Source organism: Pseudomonas entomophila (assembly GCF_029193575.1).
Classification (GTDB): Bacteria; Pseudomonadota; Gammaproteobacteria; order Pseudomonadales; family Pseudomonadaceae; genus Aquipseudomonas; species Aquipseudomonas entomophila_G.
The window spans coordinates 204,336-220,641 of record NZ_JARGCS010000047.1 but is presented as its reverse complement, the minus strand read 5'-3'; the positions used below and the strand labels follow the sequence as shown (position 1 = coordinate 220,641).

The window sequence follows — 16,306 nt, the reverse complement described above, 5'->3', positions numbered from 1 at the left end:
GGGCCAGCTCGCTCCCACAGGGACAGCGCGGGCTGGCCCAGCGACAGGGCCGGTGCCTACAACACATTCAATGGAATCTTCAGGTAACGCACGCCATTCTCTTCAGGCTCCGGCAACTGCCCGCTGCGCATGTTCACCTGCACCGACGGCAGGATCAGCACCGGCATGTCGAGCGTCGCGTCACGCGCCTCGCGCATGGCGACGAACTTGTCCTCGCTCACCCCTTCATGAATGTGGATGTTGCTGGTGCGCTGCTCGGCCACCGTGGTGACGTAACGCATCTCGCGCCCACCCGGCAGGTAGTCGTGGCACATGAACAGCCGTGTCGCCTCGGGGAACGCCAGCAAGCGACGGATCGAGCGGTACAGGGTACGCGCATCGGCGCCCGGGAAGTCACAGCGCGCCGTGCCATAGTCGGGCATGAACAAGGTGTCGCCGACGAACACCGCGGTCTCGCCGCCATCCTCGACCACATAGCTCATGCACGCCGGGGTATGCCCAGGCGTGTGCAGAGCCCGCGCGCGCAAGCTGCCGATCATGAATACCGCTTCGTCCTCGAACAGTACGTCGAACTGACTGCCATCGCGAGCAAAGCCCGGCTCGGCATTGAACAGCGCGCCGAACACTTTCTGTACCTGGGTGATCTGGGCGCCGATGGCCACTTGTCCGCCGAGCCTCTCCTTGAGGTAGGCCGCCGCCGACAGGTGGTCGGCGTGCACATGGGTTTCCAGAATCCACTGCACCTTGGCGCCCAGCGCCTCGACACGGGCGATGAGCTTGTCCGCCGAGACGCAACGGGTGCGCCCGGACTTCGGGTCGTAGTCCAGCACGCTGTCGATCAACGCGCAGTGGCGCGTGCCGCGGTCCATCAGCAGGTAGCTGATGGTCGAGGTCGCCTCGTCGAACAAGGCTTCCACGTGAAGGTTGTTGCCGATGATCATCACTCTCTCCAGTTCCGCTGCGCCTCTATAATAGAGGCGTAGGCAGTAAACCAGCCTTTATCAAGATGCATGCCACTCATCATCCGCCCGGCGGGCGGGGGTTTGCCCGGCACAGGGGCGCCACCACCGCCATTACCGTCACCCTGCGTGGCAGTCGGCTGTCAGCCGATGGCAGTGTTTGGCAGTCCTTGCTAGGCTCGGCGCATCGTCCTGCTGGTGCTGTCATGTCCGCCCCCTCCCAACCCGCCATCCTCGCCCTGGTGTCCTACCTCGAACACGATGTGCAACCGTGCATCGTGCTGGACACCGACTACAACATTCTCGCCGCGAACGCCGCCTACCGACGACAGTTCGCCACAAATGAGCAGGCGCCCCTGGGCCAGAAATGCCACCGGGTATCGCATCATTACGCCGTGCCTTGCGACCAAGCGGGTGAGCATTGCCCACTGCGCAAGGCGTGGGACAGCAAGGCGCCGGAGCGGGTGTTGCACATTCACCACACCCCACGCGGGCCTGAGCATGTGGATGTGGAACTGCGGCCCATCTTCGACGGGCAAGGCGAGGTGGTGGCGTTCGTCGAGCGCCTCACCCGCGTCACGCTAGCGTCGGCGCAACCCCAGCAACATGGGTTGGTGGGTCGTGCCCCGGCGTTCAAGACGGCACTGGCCAGCCTGCAGCGGGCAGCACCCGCGCAGATTCCAGTGTTGCTGCAGGGCGAGTCCGGCACGGGCAAGGAGCTGTTCGCCCGCGCGTTGCACCTGGGCAGCCCGCGCGCCAACGGCCCGCTGGTGGTGGTCGATTGCACCGGGCTGACCGAGTCACTGTTCGAAAGCGAGCTGTTCGGTTACGAGAAGGGCGCCTTCACCGGTGCCACCCAACGCAAGATAGGCCTGGCAGAGGCCGCCCACGGTGGCACCTTGTTTCTCGATGAAATCGGCGAAGTGCCGATGGCCATGCAGGTCAAGCTGCTGCGGCTGATCGAGTCCGGCAGCTTTCGCCCAGTGGGTAGCTTGCGCACGGTGCATGCGGATTTTCGCCTGGTCTCGGCAACGCACAAACCACTCAAGGCGATGGTCAGCGCTGGCACCTTCCGGGAAGACCTGTACTACCGCATCAGCGGTTTCCCCATTCGCCTACCGGCCCTGCGCGAGCGGGTGGAGGATTTGCCGCTGTTGGTCGAAAGCCTGCTGCAACGCATCGCCGGCAAACAGTCGCCGCGAATAGCGCCGCAGGCACTTGAGCGCCTCAGCCTGCATCCGTTTCCTGGAAACATCCGCGAGCTGCGCAATATGCTCGAACGGGCGTGGCTGTTCGCCGATGATGGTGTCATCCGCAGCGAGCACCTGCTGGATGACAGCGTACCGGGTGCAGCCCCACGCGGGCGCGACCTCAACGAGTTGAAAGCGCTGGTGCAGGCGCTGGACAACTTCAAAGGTTCGCGCCGGGAACTGGCAGAGCAATTGGGGATGAGTGAGCGAACCCTGTACCGCCGTCTGAAAAGGCTCGATCTCTGAGCACTGTTCCACGTGGAACGTGCTTGGCGTTGGACACCTGTCAGGGTGCCCAACGCCACACACCATCAGATGATGTTCACGCCCTTCTCGGGTACGAACATGAAACAGTAGAACTCATAGTTGGCCACCAGTTCACGCTTGTCGGTGCTGGAGACAGGGCCTTGGTTGACGGTCCAGTTCGCCGTTGCCGGGTTCTTGATCGCGTTGCCGGCGAAGTCGAAGTTGGTGACTTGGTCCGAGCCATCCTTCTGCGACCACGAATCACAGGCGCCCGACGAATTGTCGCAGCGGGCCCAGTGGTAGTCGCCCGGCCAGTTCGCGTCGCCCGCCGGTGAAACCATCAATGCCACGAAGTGCCCGGCCAAGTAACCGGCACCACCTCCTACACCGACGCCGGGGTTGGTCCCTTGCTTGCTCGACTTGAACTTCATCAGCTCATCGAGGTTACGCCCAGCCAGCACCAGGCCATCTTTCACCGCATAGCTGCTGACCAGGGCACCGAGATCCGCAACGGACTTCTTGAAGTCGGCCGCCGTCAGCAGATAACCACTTTGCCGGCCGGGTTGCGGGAAGGTGTTCGGGGTGATGTTGCAGCCATAGGCGTAGCAGTTGTTGTTGGGCTGGAACTTGTACGACATGAAGTTGCCATGGCAATCGCCGGCCGGGTCGTAGCGCCCAGCCGGCTCGCCCACCACGGTTGGCGAGTATTGCGGCACACCGATGGTCTGGGCCTGCGGGTAAACGATGTTCACCTTCACCACCGTCGGCGCAATGTAATGCTCATCGGGTGCGGCCAGCAGCGCCGCATCGGTGATGATCTGATGGAACTGGTCCAGGGCGGCTACCCTGCCACTGAGCTTGAATTGCCGTGTGAATACAGACATCGCTCGATCCTCTCGTAAGGTGTGATTGCGTCAGACTGCCGGGTACAACGTCACGGCGATGGTGTTCGCCGAGTAGTTCAGCACTTGCAACTTCAAGGTACTGGCCGCCGGAGTGGCGGCGACATAGCGGCCGGTGAGCACCAGCCGTGAAGAGGCCCCCGCAGGATTGCCGGTGTTGCTGGCCCACAGCGCCTGGTTATCACGCCCGTAGAACACCAGGTTGCCGTCGTCCTGCATGACCAGCCTACCGGGCAGCGCGCTGGCGCTGGGTGGGGAGGGCAGTTGCCAGAGCGCGGTGGTGGTACCCGCGCCGCTCAGCACGGGGCCACGCTCAGGGTCATTCAACAACTGGGCACTGCCATCCAGGGCCGCGATCGACTGGCCCGGCAGCAGGGTGGCATTGGCCCGACTGTCGAGTAGGTTGACGCTGAGCATCTCGCCGGCCAGGTTGGTCTGGAACAGCTCCTGCACTTGGCTACGGGTCCAACCGCGGTAGTTGGCCGAGGCCATGAGGATCATCAGTTTGGCCAGTGCGGCCATCGGCGTCATGTCGGCCGGTGCCAGGGCGCCGACCTGCGGCAGCCAGGCACCGGCCGCGTAGGCGCTGTTGTTCACCGTGCCGGCGATCACCTGGGTGCAGTCGACGATGTTCACGCCCTGCTCGTTGGCCAGGTCCAGGGCCTGGTAGATCGCACCCTGGGTCGGCGTGTCAGGGTTACCGGAGGGGAAGTTACCCTCACCGTAGGACTCCAGGATGATCCCCGTGGCGCCTGCGGCGACCACCGCGTTGATCAGGTCGGCCATGAACGACTTCGCCGGGCTCTGGCTGTAGAACGCCGGGAAGGCGTTGAGCTGCATGACCGGGTAATTGTCGATCGCCGCCAGTGCCGCCTGCTGCGCCGCCAGCACCGAGGCGTCATCGAGGCTGACGCTGGCGTGCACCGGGCCCGGCAGCCAGTTGGCGTTGTGCAGCGTCAGCTCCACGCCATACTCGGCCAGGGTCGGGTAGTTCGGTGAATGGAAGGCGTCGAACTCGCTGGCGTTGGTCTTCACCGCCCGGTTGCCGCGGTACAGGTGGTTCTGGAAATACACGCCGACTTCCGGGAGGCCACTCTGCGCCAGCGCCACTGCGCCGCAGACGTTCTGGAAGGCGTCGGTGTTGAAGTTCAAGGTCAGGCTGGCGCCGGCACTCGCCTGGTAGTACAGCGGCACTTGCGAGCCAGTGATGATCACGGGTTTGCTCAACAGCGCCGTGCCCACGCCCTGGCTGTCGAAACTGTTGAGCAGGAACGCCAGCGCAGTGCCGGTGAAGTCCATGCTGTCGGTGCCGTGCAGCACGACGAAGCCGTCATAGGCGGCGTAGTTGTCGAGGATACCCTTGGCCATGATGCACCAATCGCTGGGCTGCAAATTGGTGCTGTCGAGAGTCTGGGTACTCGACTCGGGGAACGTCACCGAGGTCAGGTAGTCCACCTGCAGGTCGCTGAATTGCTGGCGCAGGATCGGGTCGATCAACTGCTGGCTGGCGCTGGCGAACTGCGCGGCGGTCATGGGCGCCAGCGGGTTGCCGACGCAGCTGATGGTGCCACCGGTATTGATGACTGCGATTTTCATGAGCGTGCTTCCTCTGCTCGGCTCAGTGGTTCAGCAAGACCTTGCGCAGGCGCGCGAAGGACGGCGGGGTGGACTTGCGCAGGTGCAGTTCGCTGAGGCTGACCACCGGCGCCATGGCGATGGCGAAGGCTGCGCCCAGCTTGAGCTGATCGGAGAACCACGGCGCTTCGTAGGCCGGGGTGGTCGACCAGTTCTGGCGGATCTCGTCGCTTTGCAGGTTGACGATGTTGGTGAAGGCGGTAGACGGGTCGCTGGGGGTCTTGCGGAACTGGAGGGCGATGGAGGCCAGTTCCACCAGTTCCTGGTGGGTGAAGGGCAGGCCGGCATCGCGGATCTGACGGGGCGGGTGCTCCTGGCGACGCATGATGCAGTACACGGTCTGGCCACCGCAGGTGGGGTCGCGCTGGAACAGCTGCAAGGTATAGGGCTGGTTGCTGGCGACCGCCTTGCCAGCGCCGTCGAATTTCAGCCCGAAAACGCCACGGTTTTGCTGGTTAGGGTCTCCTTGAAGCAGCGACAACTTGGCCTCGATCACCTTGCTGCCCAGCTGGTCGACACACACACGCAACTGCTCGGCATTCTCTTTCGAGGTGTCGTTGTCCGCCGGGTTGGCACCCTGGGCGTAGATGCGGTAGTTGTCGGCCAGCTGCGCAGCGACGATGGTGAAGAACGCACTGATGCAGCTTGGGCTGTCCAAGTGGGCGATAGTCGCCGTGGTGCGATCGCCGTGGCTGGCCACCACGACGGTGATGATGCACGAGGTGGCGCTGTCGGAGTAGCAGGTGAGCGGCCGACCCGCGACCAGCTCGAAGCTCTGGTAATTACCCTGGTCGACATATTCGAAACCCTGCGCGGGAGGGTCCACGGGGGCGTTGTCATTCAGGACGAAGGCGACGTCGACTTTCATGGCCGGGCTCCAAAGATGCGCAGCGGGTTATTGGCGGGGTTGCCGTTGATCTGGTATTCGCACATCAGCTCATCACGGCTGGCGGTGAACAGCGCAGTGGCCTGTGTCTGGAATTCGACGCCGGGGTAGTCGGTCTCGCGGCAAATCGACAACTCGGTGCGGCCGTAGTACTGGTCGCTGAGCAGTGTCTTGACGCCACGCAGGGTCGGGTCGTTCTGCAGGATCTTTTCGGCCCGGTCCAAGCGCAGGTAGGTGCTGTGGTTGGCCGGGTAGTCCACCGCGTTGGGTTGCAGGCGAAAGTTGTTGGTCGATACGAAGAAGCCATCACTGCGCACGATCTGCCGTACCGGCGACTGGTTGAACGGGGTGGGCATGTACTCGATGAAGATCGCCACCTGGCGCGTGCGCTGCGCATCCGCCCAGCCGGTGATCAAGGAAATGTCCGGCGCGGGGAAGGGCGTATTACCCCCCATGGTCCGGTAGAAGTTGGCCAGGCTTTCGGCAGCCTCGGGCGCGGTGCGGTAGCTGCTGATGCTGTCTTCGTAGGCGGTGAACAGCGCGTTCACTTGGTCGTCGGTGGCGTAGTAATTGGCCGCCGTGGTGGTGTAGGCATCGGCGGCGACGAACGAGACGCCTTGGTCGTTGTACCCTGCCCAGACCCTCCCGCCCTGGCGCGTCATCGCCACGTAGCTGCCGACACCGTTGCGGCCGGCCCGCACGTCGGGTTCGTTGAAGTGGGTGATCGGAATCAGGTCGCACTGCTTGAAGGTGTTGAGGCGACCCTCACTGAAAACGGCTCCTATGGTGCACATGGCTACTCCTTGATACGTCGGGTTGGACAACAAGGCTCGACCGCTCGGCGATACAGGCCGAGGGCGCGAAGGGGATACCGGGGGTACACGAGAGGGAAGGCGCGGGCACGAAGCACGCCAAAGGATCGACTGCGCGGCCTTGCGCGAATGCTGGCATATTGATGACTTCCGTTTCGGGTTTGCTCAGCCTAGTTCGCTTTGCACGGACTGCCAGGGCCGGTTGTGAATAAACCAAAGAGCGGCGGGCAATAAAAAAGCCAAGGGTTTTAGGCCTTGGCTTTTTTTGATCGGGGCTGTGGACCTCATCGCGGGCTTGCCCCGCGATAGGGCCAGACCTGGAAAATCAGAAGTCCAGGTTCGAAACCGAGAGCGCGTTGCTTTCGATGAAGTCGCGGCGGGGTTCCACCGCGTCGCCCATCAAGGTGTTGAAGATCTGGTCGGCAGCGATCGCGTCCTCGATGGTCACCTTGAGCATGCGGCGCACGGTTGGGTCCATAGTGGTTTCCCACAGCTGGTCCGGGTTCATCTCACCCAGCCCTTTATAGCGCTGGATGGTGTGGCGCTTGGCGGTCTCGTTCATCAGCCAGTCGAGCGCTTCCTTGAACTCGATGACGGCCTTGCGACGCTCGCCGCGCTGCACGTAGGCACCTTCACCGAGCAGGGTGGAGAGCTTCGCACCCAGGGCGACGACCGTGCGGTAGTCGTTGCTGCCGAAGAAGTCGCGGTTGAAGGTCACGTAGCTGGCCAGGCCATGGGAGGTGACTTCCACTTCCGGCAGCCAGACGTTGCGCTCTTTGTCTTCGCGCAGGCTGGCCTGATACACAAGGCCCGACTTCTGGCTGTTGCTCAGGCGCTCTTGGAACTTGGCCAGCCAGGCTTGCATGACAGCGTGGTCGGCCAGTTGCTCCAGGGTGACTTCCGGCAGGTAGATGAAGTGCTCGGTCAGCTCCTGCGGGTACAGGCGCGACAGGCGCTTGAGGGTCTTCATCACGCCACGGAACTCATTCACCAGGGCTTCCAGCTGGACACCGGAAACCGGCGGCGCCGATTCGTCCAGGTGCAGGCTGGCATCTTCCAGGGCCGACTGCGTCATGTATTCCTCCATGGCGTCGTCGTCCTTGATGTACTGCTCCTGCTTGCCTTTCTTCACCTTGTACAGCGGCGGCTGGGCGATGTAGATGTAGCCGCGCTCGACCAACTCGGGCAACTGACGGAAGAAGAAGGTCAGCAGCAGGGTACGGATGTGCGAACCGTCGACGTCAGCATCGGTCATGATGATGATGTTGTGATAGCGCAGCTTGTCGATGTTGTACTCTTCGCGACCGATACCGCAGCCCAGGGCGGTGATCAGCGTACCGACCTCCTGGGACGAGATCATCTTGTCGAAGCGGGCCTTCTCGACGTTGAGGATCTTGCCCTTCAACGGCAGGATGGCTTGGGTGCGACGGTTACGGCCCTGCTTGGCCGAGCCACCTGCGGAGTCACCCTCCACCAGGTACAGTTCGGAGAGGGCAGGGTCTTTCTCCTGACAGTCAGCGAGCTTGCCCGGCAAGCCGGCGATGTCCAGCGCGCCTTTGCGGCGGGTCATTTCTCGGGCCTTGCGCGCGGCTTCACGAGCGCGTGCGGCGTCGATCATCTTGCCGACGACGGCCTTGGCTTCGTTGGGGTTTTCCAGCAGGAAGTCGGCGAAGTACTTGTTCATCTCCTGCTCCACGGCGGTTTTCACCTCCGAGGAGACCAGCTTGTCCTTGGTCTGCGAGCTGAACTTAGGGTCCGGCACCTTGACCGAGATGATCGCGGTCAGGCCTTCGCGGGCGTCGTCACCGGTGGTGGCGACCTTGTTCTTCTTGGCCAGGCCTTCCTGCTCGATGTAGGTATTCAGGCTGCGGGTCAGCGAGGAGCGGAAGCCCACCAAGTGGGTACCGCCATCACGCTGCGGGATGTTATTGGTGAAGCACAGCAGGTTTTCGTTGAAGCTGTCGTTCCACTGCAACGCAACCTCCACGCCCACACCATCGTCACGCTGGACGTTGAAGTGGAACACCTGGGAGTTCACCGGAGTCTTGTTGGTGTTCAGGTATTCGACGAAGGCACGCAGGCCACCTTCGTACTTGAAGAACTCTTCCTTGCCGGAGCGTTCGTCCTTGAGCAGGATGCCGACGCCCGAGTTGAGGAACGACAATTCACGAATACGCTTGGCCAGGATGTCCCAGCTGAAGTGAATGTTCTTGAAGGTTTCAGCGGAAGGCTTGAAGTGAATGTGGGTACCGGTGGACTCACTGTCACCGACCACCGCCATCGGCGCCTGTGGAACACCGTGCACGTAGGTCTGTTCCCAGATCTTGCCGCTGCGGCGAACGGTCAGCACCAGCTTCTCGGAGAGGGCGTTCACCACGGAAACACCTACACCGTGCAGACCGCCGGAAACTTTGTAGGAGTTGTCATCGAACTTACCGCCGGCGTGCAGGACGGTCATGATGACCTCGGCGGCCGAGACGCCTTCTTCCTTGTGCACGTCGACCGGAATGCCACGGCCATTGTCGCGGACGCTGATGGATTCGTCCGGGTGGATGATGACGGTGATGTCATCGCAGTGCCCGGCGAGGGCTTCGTCGATCGAGTTGTCGACCACCTCGAAGACCATGTGGTGCAGGCCGCTACCATCATCGGTGTCGCCAATGTACATGCCGGGACGCTTGCGTACGGCATCCAGCCCTTTCAGCACCTTGATGCTGGAGGAGTCGTACGTTTGATTTTCGCTCATGCCTTCACTCCCGATGGTCGTGGGTCTGGGTGATACGGCCTTGTTCCACGTGGAACAAGGCAACTGGCGTATCCGTCTGCCAGCCTTCCCTCAGTAATTCGTGGTCTACACAGGTGATGAACACCTGGCAGCGTAATTCTTCAAGCAAGCGGCACAGGGCACGGCGGTGGTGCTCGTCCAGCTCGGACGGCAGGTCATCCACCAGATAAATACATTGGCCGCGGCGAACCTGGCTGACGAGGTGCCCTTGGGCAATCCGCAGGGCGCACACGACCAACTTCTGCTGGCCTCGGGACAAGATATCGGCGGCATTGTTTGCGCCTAACCGAAGGCGCAGGTCCGCACGCTGCGGACCGGCCTGGGTATGCCCCATCTGCTGATCGCGGGTGAGAGAGGCGGCGAGGACTTCATTAAGCTCGCGGTCCTTATCCCAGCCCCGGTAGTAGCTAAGGGTCAGCCCGTCCAGTTCGACCAGTTCGCTCAGGGTTCGCTCGAAGACAGGCTTCAAGGCCTTGATGTAGTTGCGACGGTATTCATCTATTTCCGCGCTGGCCAGGCATAACTCCCGGTCCCAGGCGGCTTGCGAAGCGGCGTCAAGTGTACCATGTCGAAGCCACGAGTTCCGCTGCCGCAGGGCCTTCTGCAGGCGCTGCCAAGTGGCCATGAACCGTGGTTCCACGTGGAACACGCCCCAATCCAGGAACTGCCGACGCACTTTCGGCGCCCCCTCGAGCAGGCGGAAGCTGTCGGGGTTGATCAGTTGCAGGGGTAGCATTTCGGCCAACTGCGCGGCGCTGCGTGCATTCTGGCCGTCGATGCGAATGGTGAACTCCCCCTGGCGGTCCCGCGAAATTCCCAGGTTGCTGGTAGCGCCATCACCCATCTCGACCTGTCCGAACACGGTGCAGGTAGGCTGCTCGTATTGGATCACCGGAGTAAGGCGGGTGCTGCGAAACGACCGCGCCAGCCCCAACAGGTGCACGGCTTCCAGCACGCTGGTTTTGCCGCTGCCATTGGCGCCGTAGAGAATGTTGATGCGGGGGGAGGGGGAGAAGGTCACCGGGTGCAGGTTGCGCACCGCGGTGACCGAAATACGTCGAAGGGACATTTGGCCTGCTACGGGTTACAGACGCATCGGCATGACAACGTAGGAGGAGTCGTCATTGCCGGCTTCCTGCAGCAGGGCACTGCTGTTGGAGTCCGACAGAATCAGGCGAACCTGTTCGGTGGTCATCACCCCCAGCACGTCCAGCAGGTAGCTGACGTTGAAACCGATCTCCAACGAACCGCCGTTGTAGTCGACGCTGATTTCTTCTTCCGCTTCTTCCTGTTCCGGGTTGTTGGCCTGGATCTTCAATTGGCCACTGGCCAGTTGCAGGCGAATGCCACGGTACTTCTCGTTGGAAAGGATCGCGGTGCGGCTGAACGCTTCGCGCAGTGCCTGGCGATCACCGATCACCAGCTTGTCACCGCCCTTGGGCAGCACGCGCTCGTAGTCAGGGAACTTGCCGTCCACCAGCTTGGAGGTGAAGGTGAACTCACCGGTGGTAGCGCGGATGTGATGCTGGCCGAGAACGATACTGACCATGCCCTCCGGGTCGGTGAGCAGGCGCGCCAGCTCGAGGATACCCTTGCGCGGCACGATCACCTGGTGGCGGTCGGCCTGGCCGATAGGCGCCTGCATGGCGCACAGGGCCAAACGGTGACCGTCGGTGGCGACGGCGCGCAGGGTGTCGGTGGACACTTCCAGCAGCATGCCGTTGAGGTAATAGCGCACGTCCTGCTGGGCCATGGCGAAGCTGGTGCGCTCGATCAAGCGGCGCAGCTTGCTCTGCTCCAGGTTGCAGGTCAGCGAGCCTGGGCCTTCTTCCACGGTCGGGAAGTCGTTGGCCGGCAGGGTCGACAGGGTGAAACGGCTGCGACCGGCCTTGACCAGCAGCTTCTGCTCGTCGACCTTGATATCGATCAGCACGTCGTTGGGCAGACTCTTGCAGATGTCCATCAGCTTGCGCGCCGGGACAGTGATCTCGCCGGGTTCGGCCGGCTCTTCCAGTTGCACGCGGCCAACCAGCTCGACTTCCAGGTCGGTACCGGTCAACGACAGTTGCTGGCCTTGCACGACCAGCAGCACGTTGGACAGGACCGGCAAGGTCTGGCGGCGCTCGACGACGCCGGCGACCAGTTGCAGGGGTTTCAACAGGGCTTCGCGTTGAATGGTGAAATGCATGGTCTAGTCCCTTGCCTTCAATAAGCTGCACCGACCCCCTTCAGGTGGTCAGGGTCCGCAGCAGGTTCTTGTAGTCCTCGCGGATGTCCGCGTCGGATTCCTTCAATTCGTTGATCTTGCGGCATGCGTGCAGCACGGTGGTGTGGTCACGACCGCCAAACATGTCGCCGATTTCCGGCAAGCTGTGGTTGGTCAGCTCCTTGGACAACGCCATCGCCACCTGGCGCGGGCGCGCCACCGAACGCGAACGGCGCTTGGACAACAGGTCGGCGATCTTGATCTTGTAGTACTCGGCCACAGTACGCTGAATGTTATCCACACTCACCAGCTTGTCTTGCAGCGCCAGCAAGTCCTTCAGCGACTCGCGAATCAGCTCGATGGTGATGTCGCGGCCCATGAAGTGCGAGTGGGCGATCACTCGTTTCAGCGCGCCTTCCAGTTCACGCACGTTGGAACGAATGCGTTGGGCGATGAAGAACGCGGCGTCGTGCGGCAGCTCGACCTTGGCCTGGTCGGCCTTCTTCATCAGGATCGCCACACGGGTTTCCAGCTCCGGCGGCTCCACGGCCACCGTCAGGCCCCAGCCGAAACGCGACTTCAGGCGCTCTTCCAGGCCTTCGATCTCCTTCGGGTAGCGGTCACTGGTGAGAATCACCTGTTGGCCGCCTTCGAGCAGTGCGTTGAAGGTGTGGAAGAACTCTTCCTGGGAGCGCTCCTTGCGGGCGAAGAACTGGATGTCGTCGATCAGCAGCGCATCCACCGAGCGGTAGAAGCGTTTGAATTCGTTGATGGCGTTGAGTTGCAGCGCCTTGACCATGTCCGCGACGAAACGCTCCGAATGCAGGTACACGACCTTGGCGTTCGGGTTCTTCTTCAGCAGATGGTTACCCACAGCGTGCATGAGGTGGGTCTTACCCAGGCCCACGCCACCATAAAGGAAGAGCGGGTTGTAGCCATGCTTGGGGTTGTCCGCCACCTGCCAGGCCGCCGCGCGGGCCAGCTGGTTGGACTTACCTTCGACGAAGGTTTCGAAGGTGAAGGTGCGGTTCAGGTAGCTGGTGTGCTTGAGCGCGCCTTCGACCTGAACGGTGCGCTGCTCGGTACGGCTACTCGCACCCGCGGCGGGTGCAGCTTCACCCATGGCGTCGAAACCATCGTGGGAAGGTGCGGTTTCCGGCTCGACTGCCTGCTCCGGCACCACGGCAGTGGCTACGGCCGCCGGCTCGCTGGCCGGGATCACCTGTGTGGCCTTCTGTGCCTGGCTCTGGGCCAGAGACGCGGCCACGGCGGCGCTCACAGGCGCGTTCGGCGCAGCACGCGGTGCGGAGCTGCGACGGCTGCCAATCAACAGGGAAAGGGCGGGGGCCAGGCCATTGCCTTGCTCCCCCAGCAGTTCCAGCAGGCGACCCAGGTACTTTTCATTGACCCAATCGAGAACGAAGCGGTTGGGCGCATAGACGCGCAACTCGTCGCCTTCGGCTTCGACCTGTAGCGGACGGATCCAGGTGTTGAATTGCTGGGCAGGCAGTTCATCGCGCAGAAGCTCCACGCACTGCTGCCAAAGTTCCACTGACACGGATATCCCCTGAGTTGAAAGCCGGATGAGGCAAAACAAACCGCCATTGTACCGGGCGAGCGGTCACTTATCCACATATCGCGGGCAGTTGAATCGCCGTAAATCAGTCATTTAGCGGCATAAATGGCACCACACCATTGTGAATAAGCCCTGTGGATAACGCCCCGTGAGGGCTATGCACAACCCACCCCTGAGCCCTGTGGATAATCCTCCTGTGGATAAATAGCTATTCGATCCACAGGTTACGCGCATGTCCGGCACAGCCGCAGCACGCGTTACCGACAAGGTTTTGAATCTCTGTACAGCCCATGAAATAAGGGCTCGTTGAGGTTATCCACAGAAGGTTATCCACTTAAGATCTATAAGTTCTTCAGAAAAGCTTTCTATATGGATTTCTTTTTTTTCAATTTTTGAGCTTCAGTGTCAATCTGCTCAGCCACCGACAGGACAGTGATCGCCGGTCTGCCTTCCTATAAGGATCGTTGGTTGGAAATTGACCTATCGGCTTGCTTTCTCTAGAATCGCCGGTCTCTTAAAAAGGGGGCCATCCCGGCCCGTTGTCGACAACCCAGGTAACACGCCATGAAACGTACTTTCCAACCAAGCACCATCAAGCGCGCGCGCACCCACGGTTTCCGTGCCCGTATGGCCACCAAGAACGGCCGCGCTGTTCTGTCGCGTCGTCGTGCCAAAGGCCGTAAGCGTCTGGCAATTTGATTTTTCGGCACAGGTGGTGAGTCAGGACTTCAGTCGGGACAAGCGACTGCTTACACCCCGACATTTCAAAGCGGTCTTCGACTCCCCAACCGGCAAGGTTCCAGGGAAAAACCTGCTTATCCTTGCCCGCGAGAACGGCCTCGATCATCCGCGCCTCGGCTTGGTGATCGGCAAGAAGAGCGTCAAGCTCGCCGTTCAACGCAATCGCCTGAAACGCCTGATGCGCGATTCCTTTCGCCAGAACCAGCAGATGCTCGCTGGCCTGGATATCGTGATCGTCGCGCGCAAGGGGTTGGGCGAGGTAGAAAACCCAGAATTGCACCAACACTTTGGCAAACTCTGGAAGCGCCTGGCCCGCAGTCGGCCCTCTCCAGCGGTCAATGCCGAATCCGCAGGGGTAGACAGTCACGATGCGTAAACTGGCACTCGTTCCGATCCAGTTTTACCGTTACGCCATTAGTCCTCTGATGGCCAGTCACTGTCGTTTCTACCCTTCTTGCTCCTGCTACGCCTACGAAGCCATCGAAAACCATGGCCTCTTGCGTGGTGGGTGGCTGGCCGTTCGTCGCCTGGGGCGTTGTCATCCGTGGAACCACGGCGGTTACGACCCCGTTCCACCTGCTCCTTCCTCCCGAACTTCTTCGATAGCCGAGTAATCATGGATATTAAACGCACGATCCTGATCGTCGCCCTGGCAATCGTGTCCTACGTACTGGTCCTGAAATGGAACCAGGACTACGGTCAGGCAGCCCTGCCGACTCAGAATGCCGCTGCCAGCAACGTTGCCCCGGCCCTGCCGGACACCGTGCCTGCAGGCAATACCGGCGCCAGCGCCGATGTGCCGAGCGCCAACGCCGAGTCCAGCCCTGCCGAAATCGCGCTGGTTGCCGTCAGCAAGGACCTGATCCGGGTCAAGACCGATGTCCTGGACCTGGCTATCGACCCGGTCGGCGGCGACATCGTCCAGCTGACCCTGCCCCAGTACCCGCGTCGCCAGGACCACCCGGACATCGCCTTCCAGCTGTTCGACAATGGCGGCGAGCGCACCTACCTGGCCCAGAGCGGCCTGACCGGCACCAACGGCCCGGACGCCCGTTCCACGGGACGCCCGCTGTATGCCGCCGAGCAGAAGAGCTACCAGCTGGCCGACGGCCAGGAACAACTGGTGGTCGACCTGAAGTTCAGCGACGCCGGCGTCAACTACATCAAGCGCTTCAGCCTCAAGCGCGGTGAGTACGACCTGACCGTCAGCTACCTGATCGACAACCAGAGCGCGCAGGCCTGGACCGGCAACATGTTTGCCCAGCTCAAGCGTGACGCCAGCTCCGATCCTTCTTCGAGCACCGCGACCGGCACGGCCACCTACCTGGGTGCTGCCCTGTGGACAACTGCGGAGCCGTACAAGAAGGTGTCGATGAAGGACATCGACAAAGGTAGTTTGAAAGAAAATGTGACCGGCGGTTGGGTAGCCTGGCTGCAGCACTACTTCGTGACCGCATGGATTCCGGCCAAGTCGGACAACAACGCCGTGCAGACCCGCAAGGACAGCCAGGGCAACTACATCATCGGCTACACCGGCCCGGCGCTGAACGTGCCTGCCGGCGGCAAGGCCGAGACCAGCGCCATGCTGTACGCCGGCCCGAAGATTCAGTCCAAGCTCAAGGAGTTGTCCCCAGGCCTGGAGCTGACCGTCGACTACGGTTTCCTGTGGTTCATCGCCCAGCCGATCTTCTGGCTGCTGCAACATATCCACAGCCTGCTGAGCAACTGGGGCTGGTCGATCATCGTCCTGACCATGCTCATCAAGGGCCTGTTCTTCCCGCTCTCGGCCGCCAGCTATCGTTCGATGGCGCGCATGCGTGCCGTGGCGCCGAAGCTTGCCCAGCTCAAGGAACGCTTCGGTGACGATCGCCAGAAGATGTCCCAGGCGATGATGGAGCTGTACAAGAAAGAGAAGATCAACCCGCTGGGCGGCTGCCTGCCGATCCTGGTGCAGATGCCGGTGTTCCTGGCCCTGTACTGGGTGCTGCTGGAAAGCGTCGAGATGCGCCAGGCGCCTTGGATGCTGTGGATTACCGACCTGTCGATCAAGGATCCGTTCTTCATCCTGCCGATCATCATGGGCGCCACCATGTTCATCCAGCAGCGCCTGAACCCGACCCCGCCGGATCCGATGCAGGCCAAGGTGATGAAAATGATGCCGATCATCTTCACCTTCTTCTTCCTGTGGTTCCCGGCTGGTCTGGTGCTGTACTGGGTTGTGAACAACTGCCTGTCGATCGCACAGCAGTGGTACATCACCCGCAGCATCGAGGCAGCGACCAAGAAAGCTGCCGCTTGACGGGCTGCT

Annotated in this window: 14 protein-coding genes; 5 read left to right on the top strand and 9 right to left on the bottom strand. The window is 61.8% G+C overall.

What is annotated here, in order from left to right:
- Positions 1 to 56 precede the first annotated feature (56 nt).
- Entirely contained in the window at positions 57 to 941 is an 885-nt protein-coding gene (locus P0Y43_RS22465; protein WP_275639458.1) for an MBL fold metallo-hydrolase, read from the bottom strand.
- Between the two features lie 224 nt (positions 942 to 1,165).
- Between P0Y43_RS22465 and P0Y43_RS22460 the strand changes: the two genes are divergently transcribed.
- Positions 1,166 to 2,455, top strand: a complete 1,290-nt coding sequence (locus P0Y43_RS22460; protein WP_275639457.1) for a sigma-54 interaction domain-containing protein — start codon at positions 1,166 to 1,168, stop codon at positions 2,453 to 2,455.
- Between the two features lie 65 nt (positions 2,456 to 2,520).
- Here the strand turns inward: P0Y43_RS22460 and P0Y43_RS22455 are convergent, their stop codons facing one another.
- The 8 genes from P0Y43_RS22455 to dnaA form a co-directional block, all read right to left on the bottom strand.
- On the bottom strand, positions 2,521 to 3,339 hold the full coding sequence (locus tag P0Y43_RS22455; protein WP_275639456.1) for a hypothetical protein: 819 nt from the start codon (positions 3,337 to 3,339) through the stop codon (positions 2,521 to 2,523).
- A 30-nt stretch (positions 3,340 to 3,369) separates the two neighbouring features.
- A complete protein-coding gene (locus P0Y43_RS22450; protein ID WP_275639455.1) occupies positions 3,370 to 4,953 on the bottom strand; it encodes an asparaginase domain-containing protein in 1,584 nt (527 codons plus the stop codon).
- Between the two features lie 22 nt (positions 4,954 to 4,975).
- Positions 4,976 to 5,860, bottom strand: coding sequence for a hypothetical protein (locus tag P0Y43_RS22445; protein ID WP_275639454.1), 885 nt, complete (start codon positions 5,858 to 5,860; stop codon positions 4,976 to 4,978).
- Positions 5,857 to 6,672 carry a hypothetical protein gene (locus tag P0Y43_RS22440; protein WP_275639453.1) on the bottom strand — a complete coding sequence of 272 codons (816 nt, stop codon included), beginning with the start codon at positions 6,670 to 6,672 and terminating at the stop codon, positions 5,857 to 5,859. The genes P0Y43_RS22445 and P0Y43_RS22440 overlap by 4 nt, the downstream gene beginning before the upstream one ends.
- Before the next feature lie 343 nt (positions 6,673 to 7,015).
- Positions 7,016 to 9,436, bottom strand: a complete 2,421-nt coding sequence (gene gyrB / locus P0Y43_RS22435) for a DNA topoisomerase (ATP-hydrolyzing) subunit B (protein ID WP_275639452.1) — start codon at positions 9,434 to 9,436, stop codon at positions 7,016 to 7,018.
- A gap of 4 nt (positions 9,437 to 9,440) precedes the next feature.
- Positions 9,441 to 10,544: a DNA replication/repair protein RecF gene (recF, locus tag P0Y43_RS22430; protein ID WP_275639451.1), complete on the bottom strand. Its 1,104-nt coding sequence runs from the start codon at positions 10,542 to 10,544 to the stop codon at positions 9,441 to 9,443.
- Positions 10,545 to 10,559: 15 nt separating this feature from the next.
- Positions 10,560 to 11,663 (bottom strand): DNA polymerase III subunit beta, encoded by a 1,104-nt coding sequence (gene dnaN, locus P0Y43_RS22425; RefSeq protein ID WP_275639450.1) that lies wholly within the window; start codon positions 11,661 to 11,663, stop codon positions 10,560 to 10,562.
- Positions 11,664 to 11,703: 40 nt separating this feature from the next.
- Entirely contained in the window at positions 11,704 to 13,239 is a 1,536-nt protein-coding gene (gene dnaA, locus P0Y43_RS22420) for a chromosomal replication initiator protein DnaA (RefSeq protein ID WP_275639449.1), read from the bottom strand.
- Between the two features lie 582 nt (positions 13,240 to 13,821).
- Between dnaA and rpmH the strand changes: the two genes are divergently transcribed.
- From rpmH to yidC, 4 genes are read left to right on the top strand one after another with little or no spacing between them, the layout of a single operon-like run.
- On the top strand, positions 13,822 to 13,956 hold the full coding sequence (gene rpmH / locus P0Y43_RS22415; protein WP_003253163.1) for a 50S ribosomal protein L34: 135 nt from the start codon (positions 13,822 to 13,824) through the stop codon (positions 13,954 to 13,956).
- Positions 13,957 to 13,969: 13 nt separating this feature from the next.
- The gene (gene rnpA, locus P0Y43_RS22410; RefSeq protein ID WP_275639570.1) at positions 13,970 to 14,374 is read left to right on the top strand and encodes a ribonuclease P protein component; all 405 of its coding nucleotides are present in this window, start codon (positions 13,970 to 13,972) and stop codon (positions 14,372 to 14,374) included.
- Positions 14,367 to 14,612: a membrane protein insertion efficiency factor YidD gene (gene yidD, locus P0Y43_RS22405; RefSeq protein WP_275639448.1), complete on the top strand. Its 246-nt coding sequence runs from the start codon at positions 14,367 to 14,369 to the stop codon at positions 14,610 to 14,612. Before rnpA ends, yidD begins: the two co-directional genes overlap by 8 nt.
- A 2-nt stretch (positions 14,613 to 14,614) precedes the next feature.
- Positions 14,615 to 16,297, top strand: a complete 1,683-nt coding sequence (gene yidC / locus P0Y43_RS22400; RefSeq protein WP_275639447.1) for a membrane protein insertase YidC — start codon at positions 14,615 to 14,617, stop codon at positions 16,295 to 16,297.
- The last annotated feature ends 9 nt before the right edge of the window (positions 16,298 to 16,306 follow it).

Coding starts and splice junctions, on each gene's coding strand:
- P0Y43_RS22465 (WP_275639458.1), bottom strand. CDS start 941: ATGATCATCGGCAACAACCTTCACGTGGAAGCCTTGTTCGACGAGGCG.
- P0Y43_RS22460 (WP_275639457.1), top strand. CDS start 1,166: ATGTCCGCCCCCTCCCAACCCGCCATCCTCGCCCTGGTGTCCTACCTC.
- P0Y43_RS22455 (WP_275639456.1), bottom strand. CDS start 3,339: ATGTCTGTATTCACACGGCAATTCAAGCTCAGTGGCAGGGTAGCCGCC.
- P0Y43_RS22450 (WP_275639455.1), bottom strand. CDS start 4,953: ATGAAAATCGCAGTCATCAATACCGGTGGCACCATCAGCTGCGTCGGC.
- P0Y43_RS22445 (WP_275639454.1), bottom strand. CDS start 5,860: ATGAAAGTCGACGTCGCCTTCGTCCTGAATGACAACGCCCCCGTGGAC.
- P0Y43_RS22440 (WP_275639453.1), bottom strand. CDS start 6,672: ATGTGCACCATAGGAGCCGTTTTCAGTGAGGGTCGCCTCAACACCTTC.
- gyrB (WP_275639452.1), bottom strand. CDS start 9,436: ATGAGCGAAAATCAAACGTACGACTCCTCCAGCATCAAGGTGCTGAAA.
- recF (WP_275639451.1), bottom strand. CDS start 10,544: ATGTCCCTTCGACGTATTTCGGTCACCGCGGTGCGCAACCTGCACCCG.
- dnaN (WP_275639450.1), bottom strand. CDS start 11,663: ATGCATTTCACCATTCAACGCGAAGCCCTGTTGAAACCCCTGCAACTG.
- rpmH (WP_003253163.1), top strand. CDS start 13,822: ATGAAACGTACTTTCCAACCAAGCACCATCAAGCGCGCGCGCACCCAC.
- yidD (WP_275639448.1), top strand. CDS start 14,367: ATGCGTAAACTGGCACTCGTTCCGATCCAGTTTTACCGTTACGCCATT.
- yidC (WP_275639447.1), top strand. CDS start 14,615: ATGGATATTAAACGCACGATCCTGATCGTCGCCCTGGCAATCGTGTCC.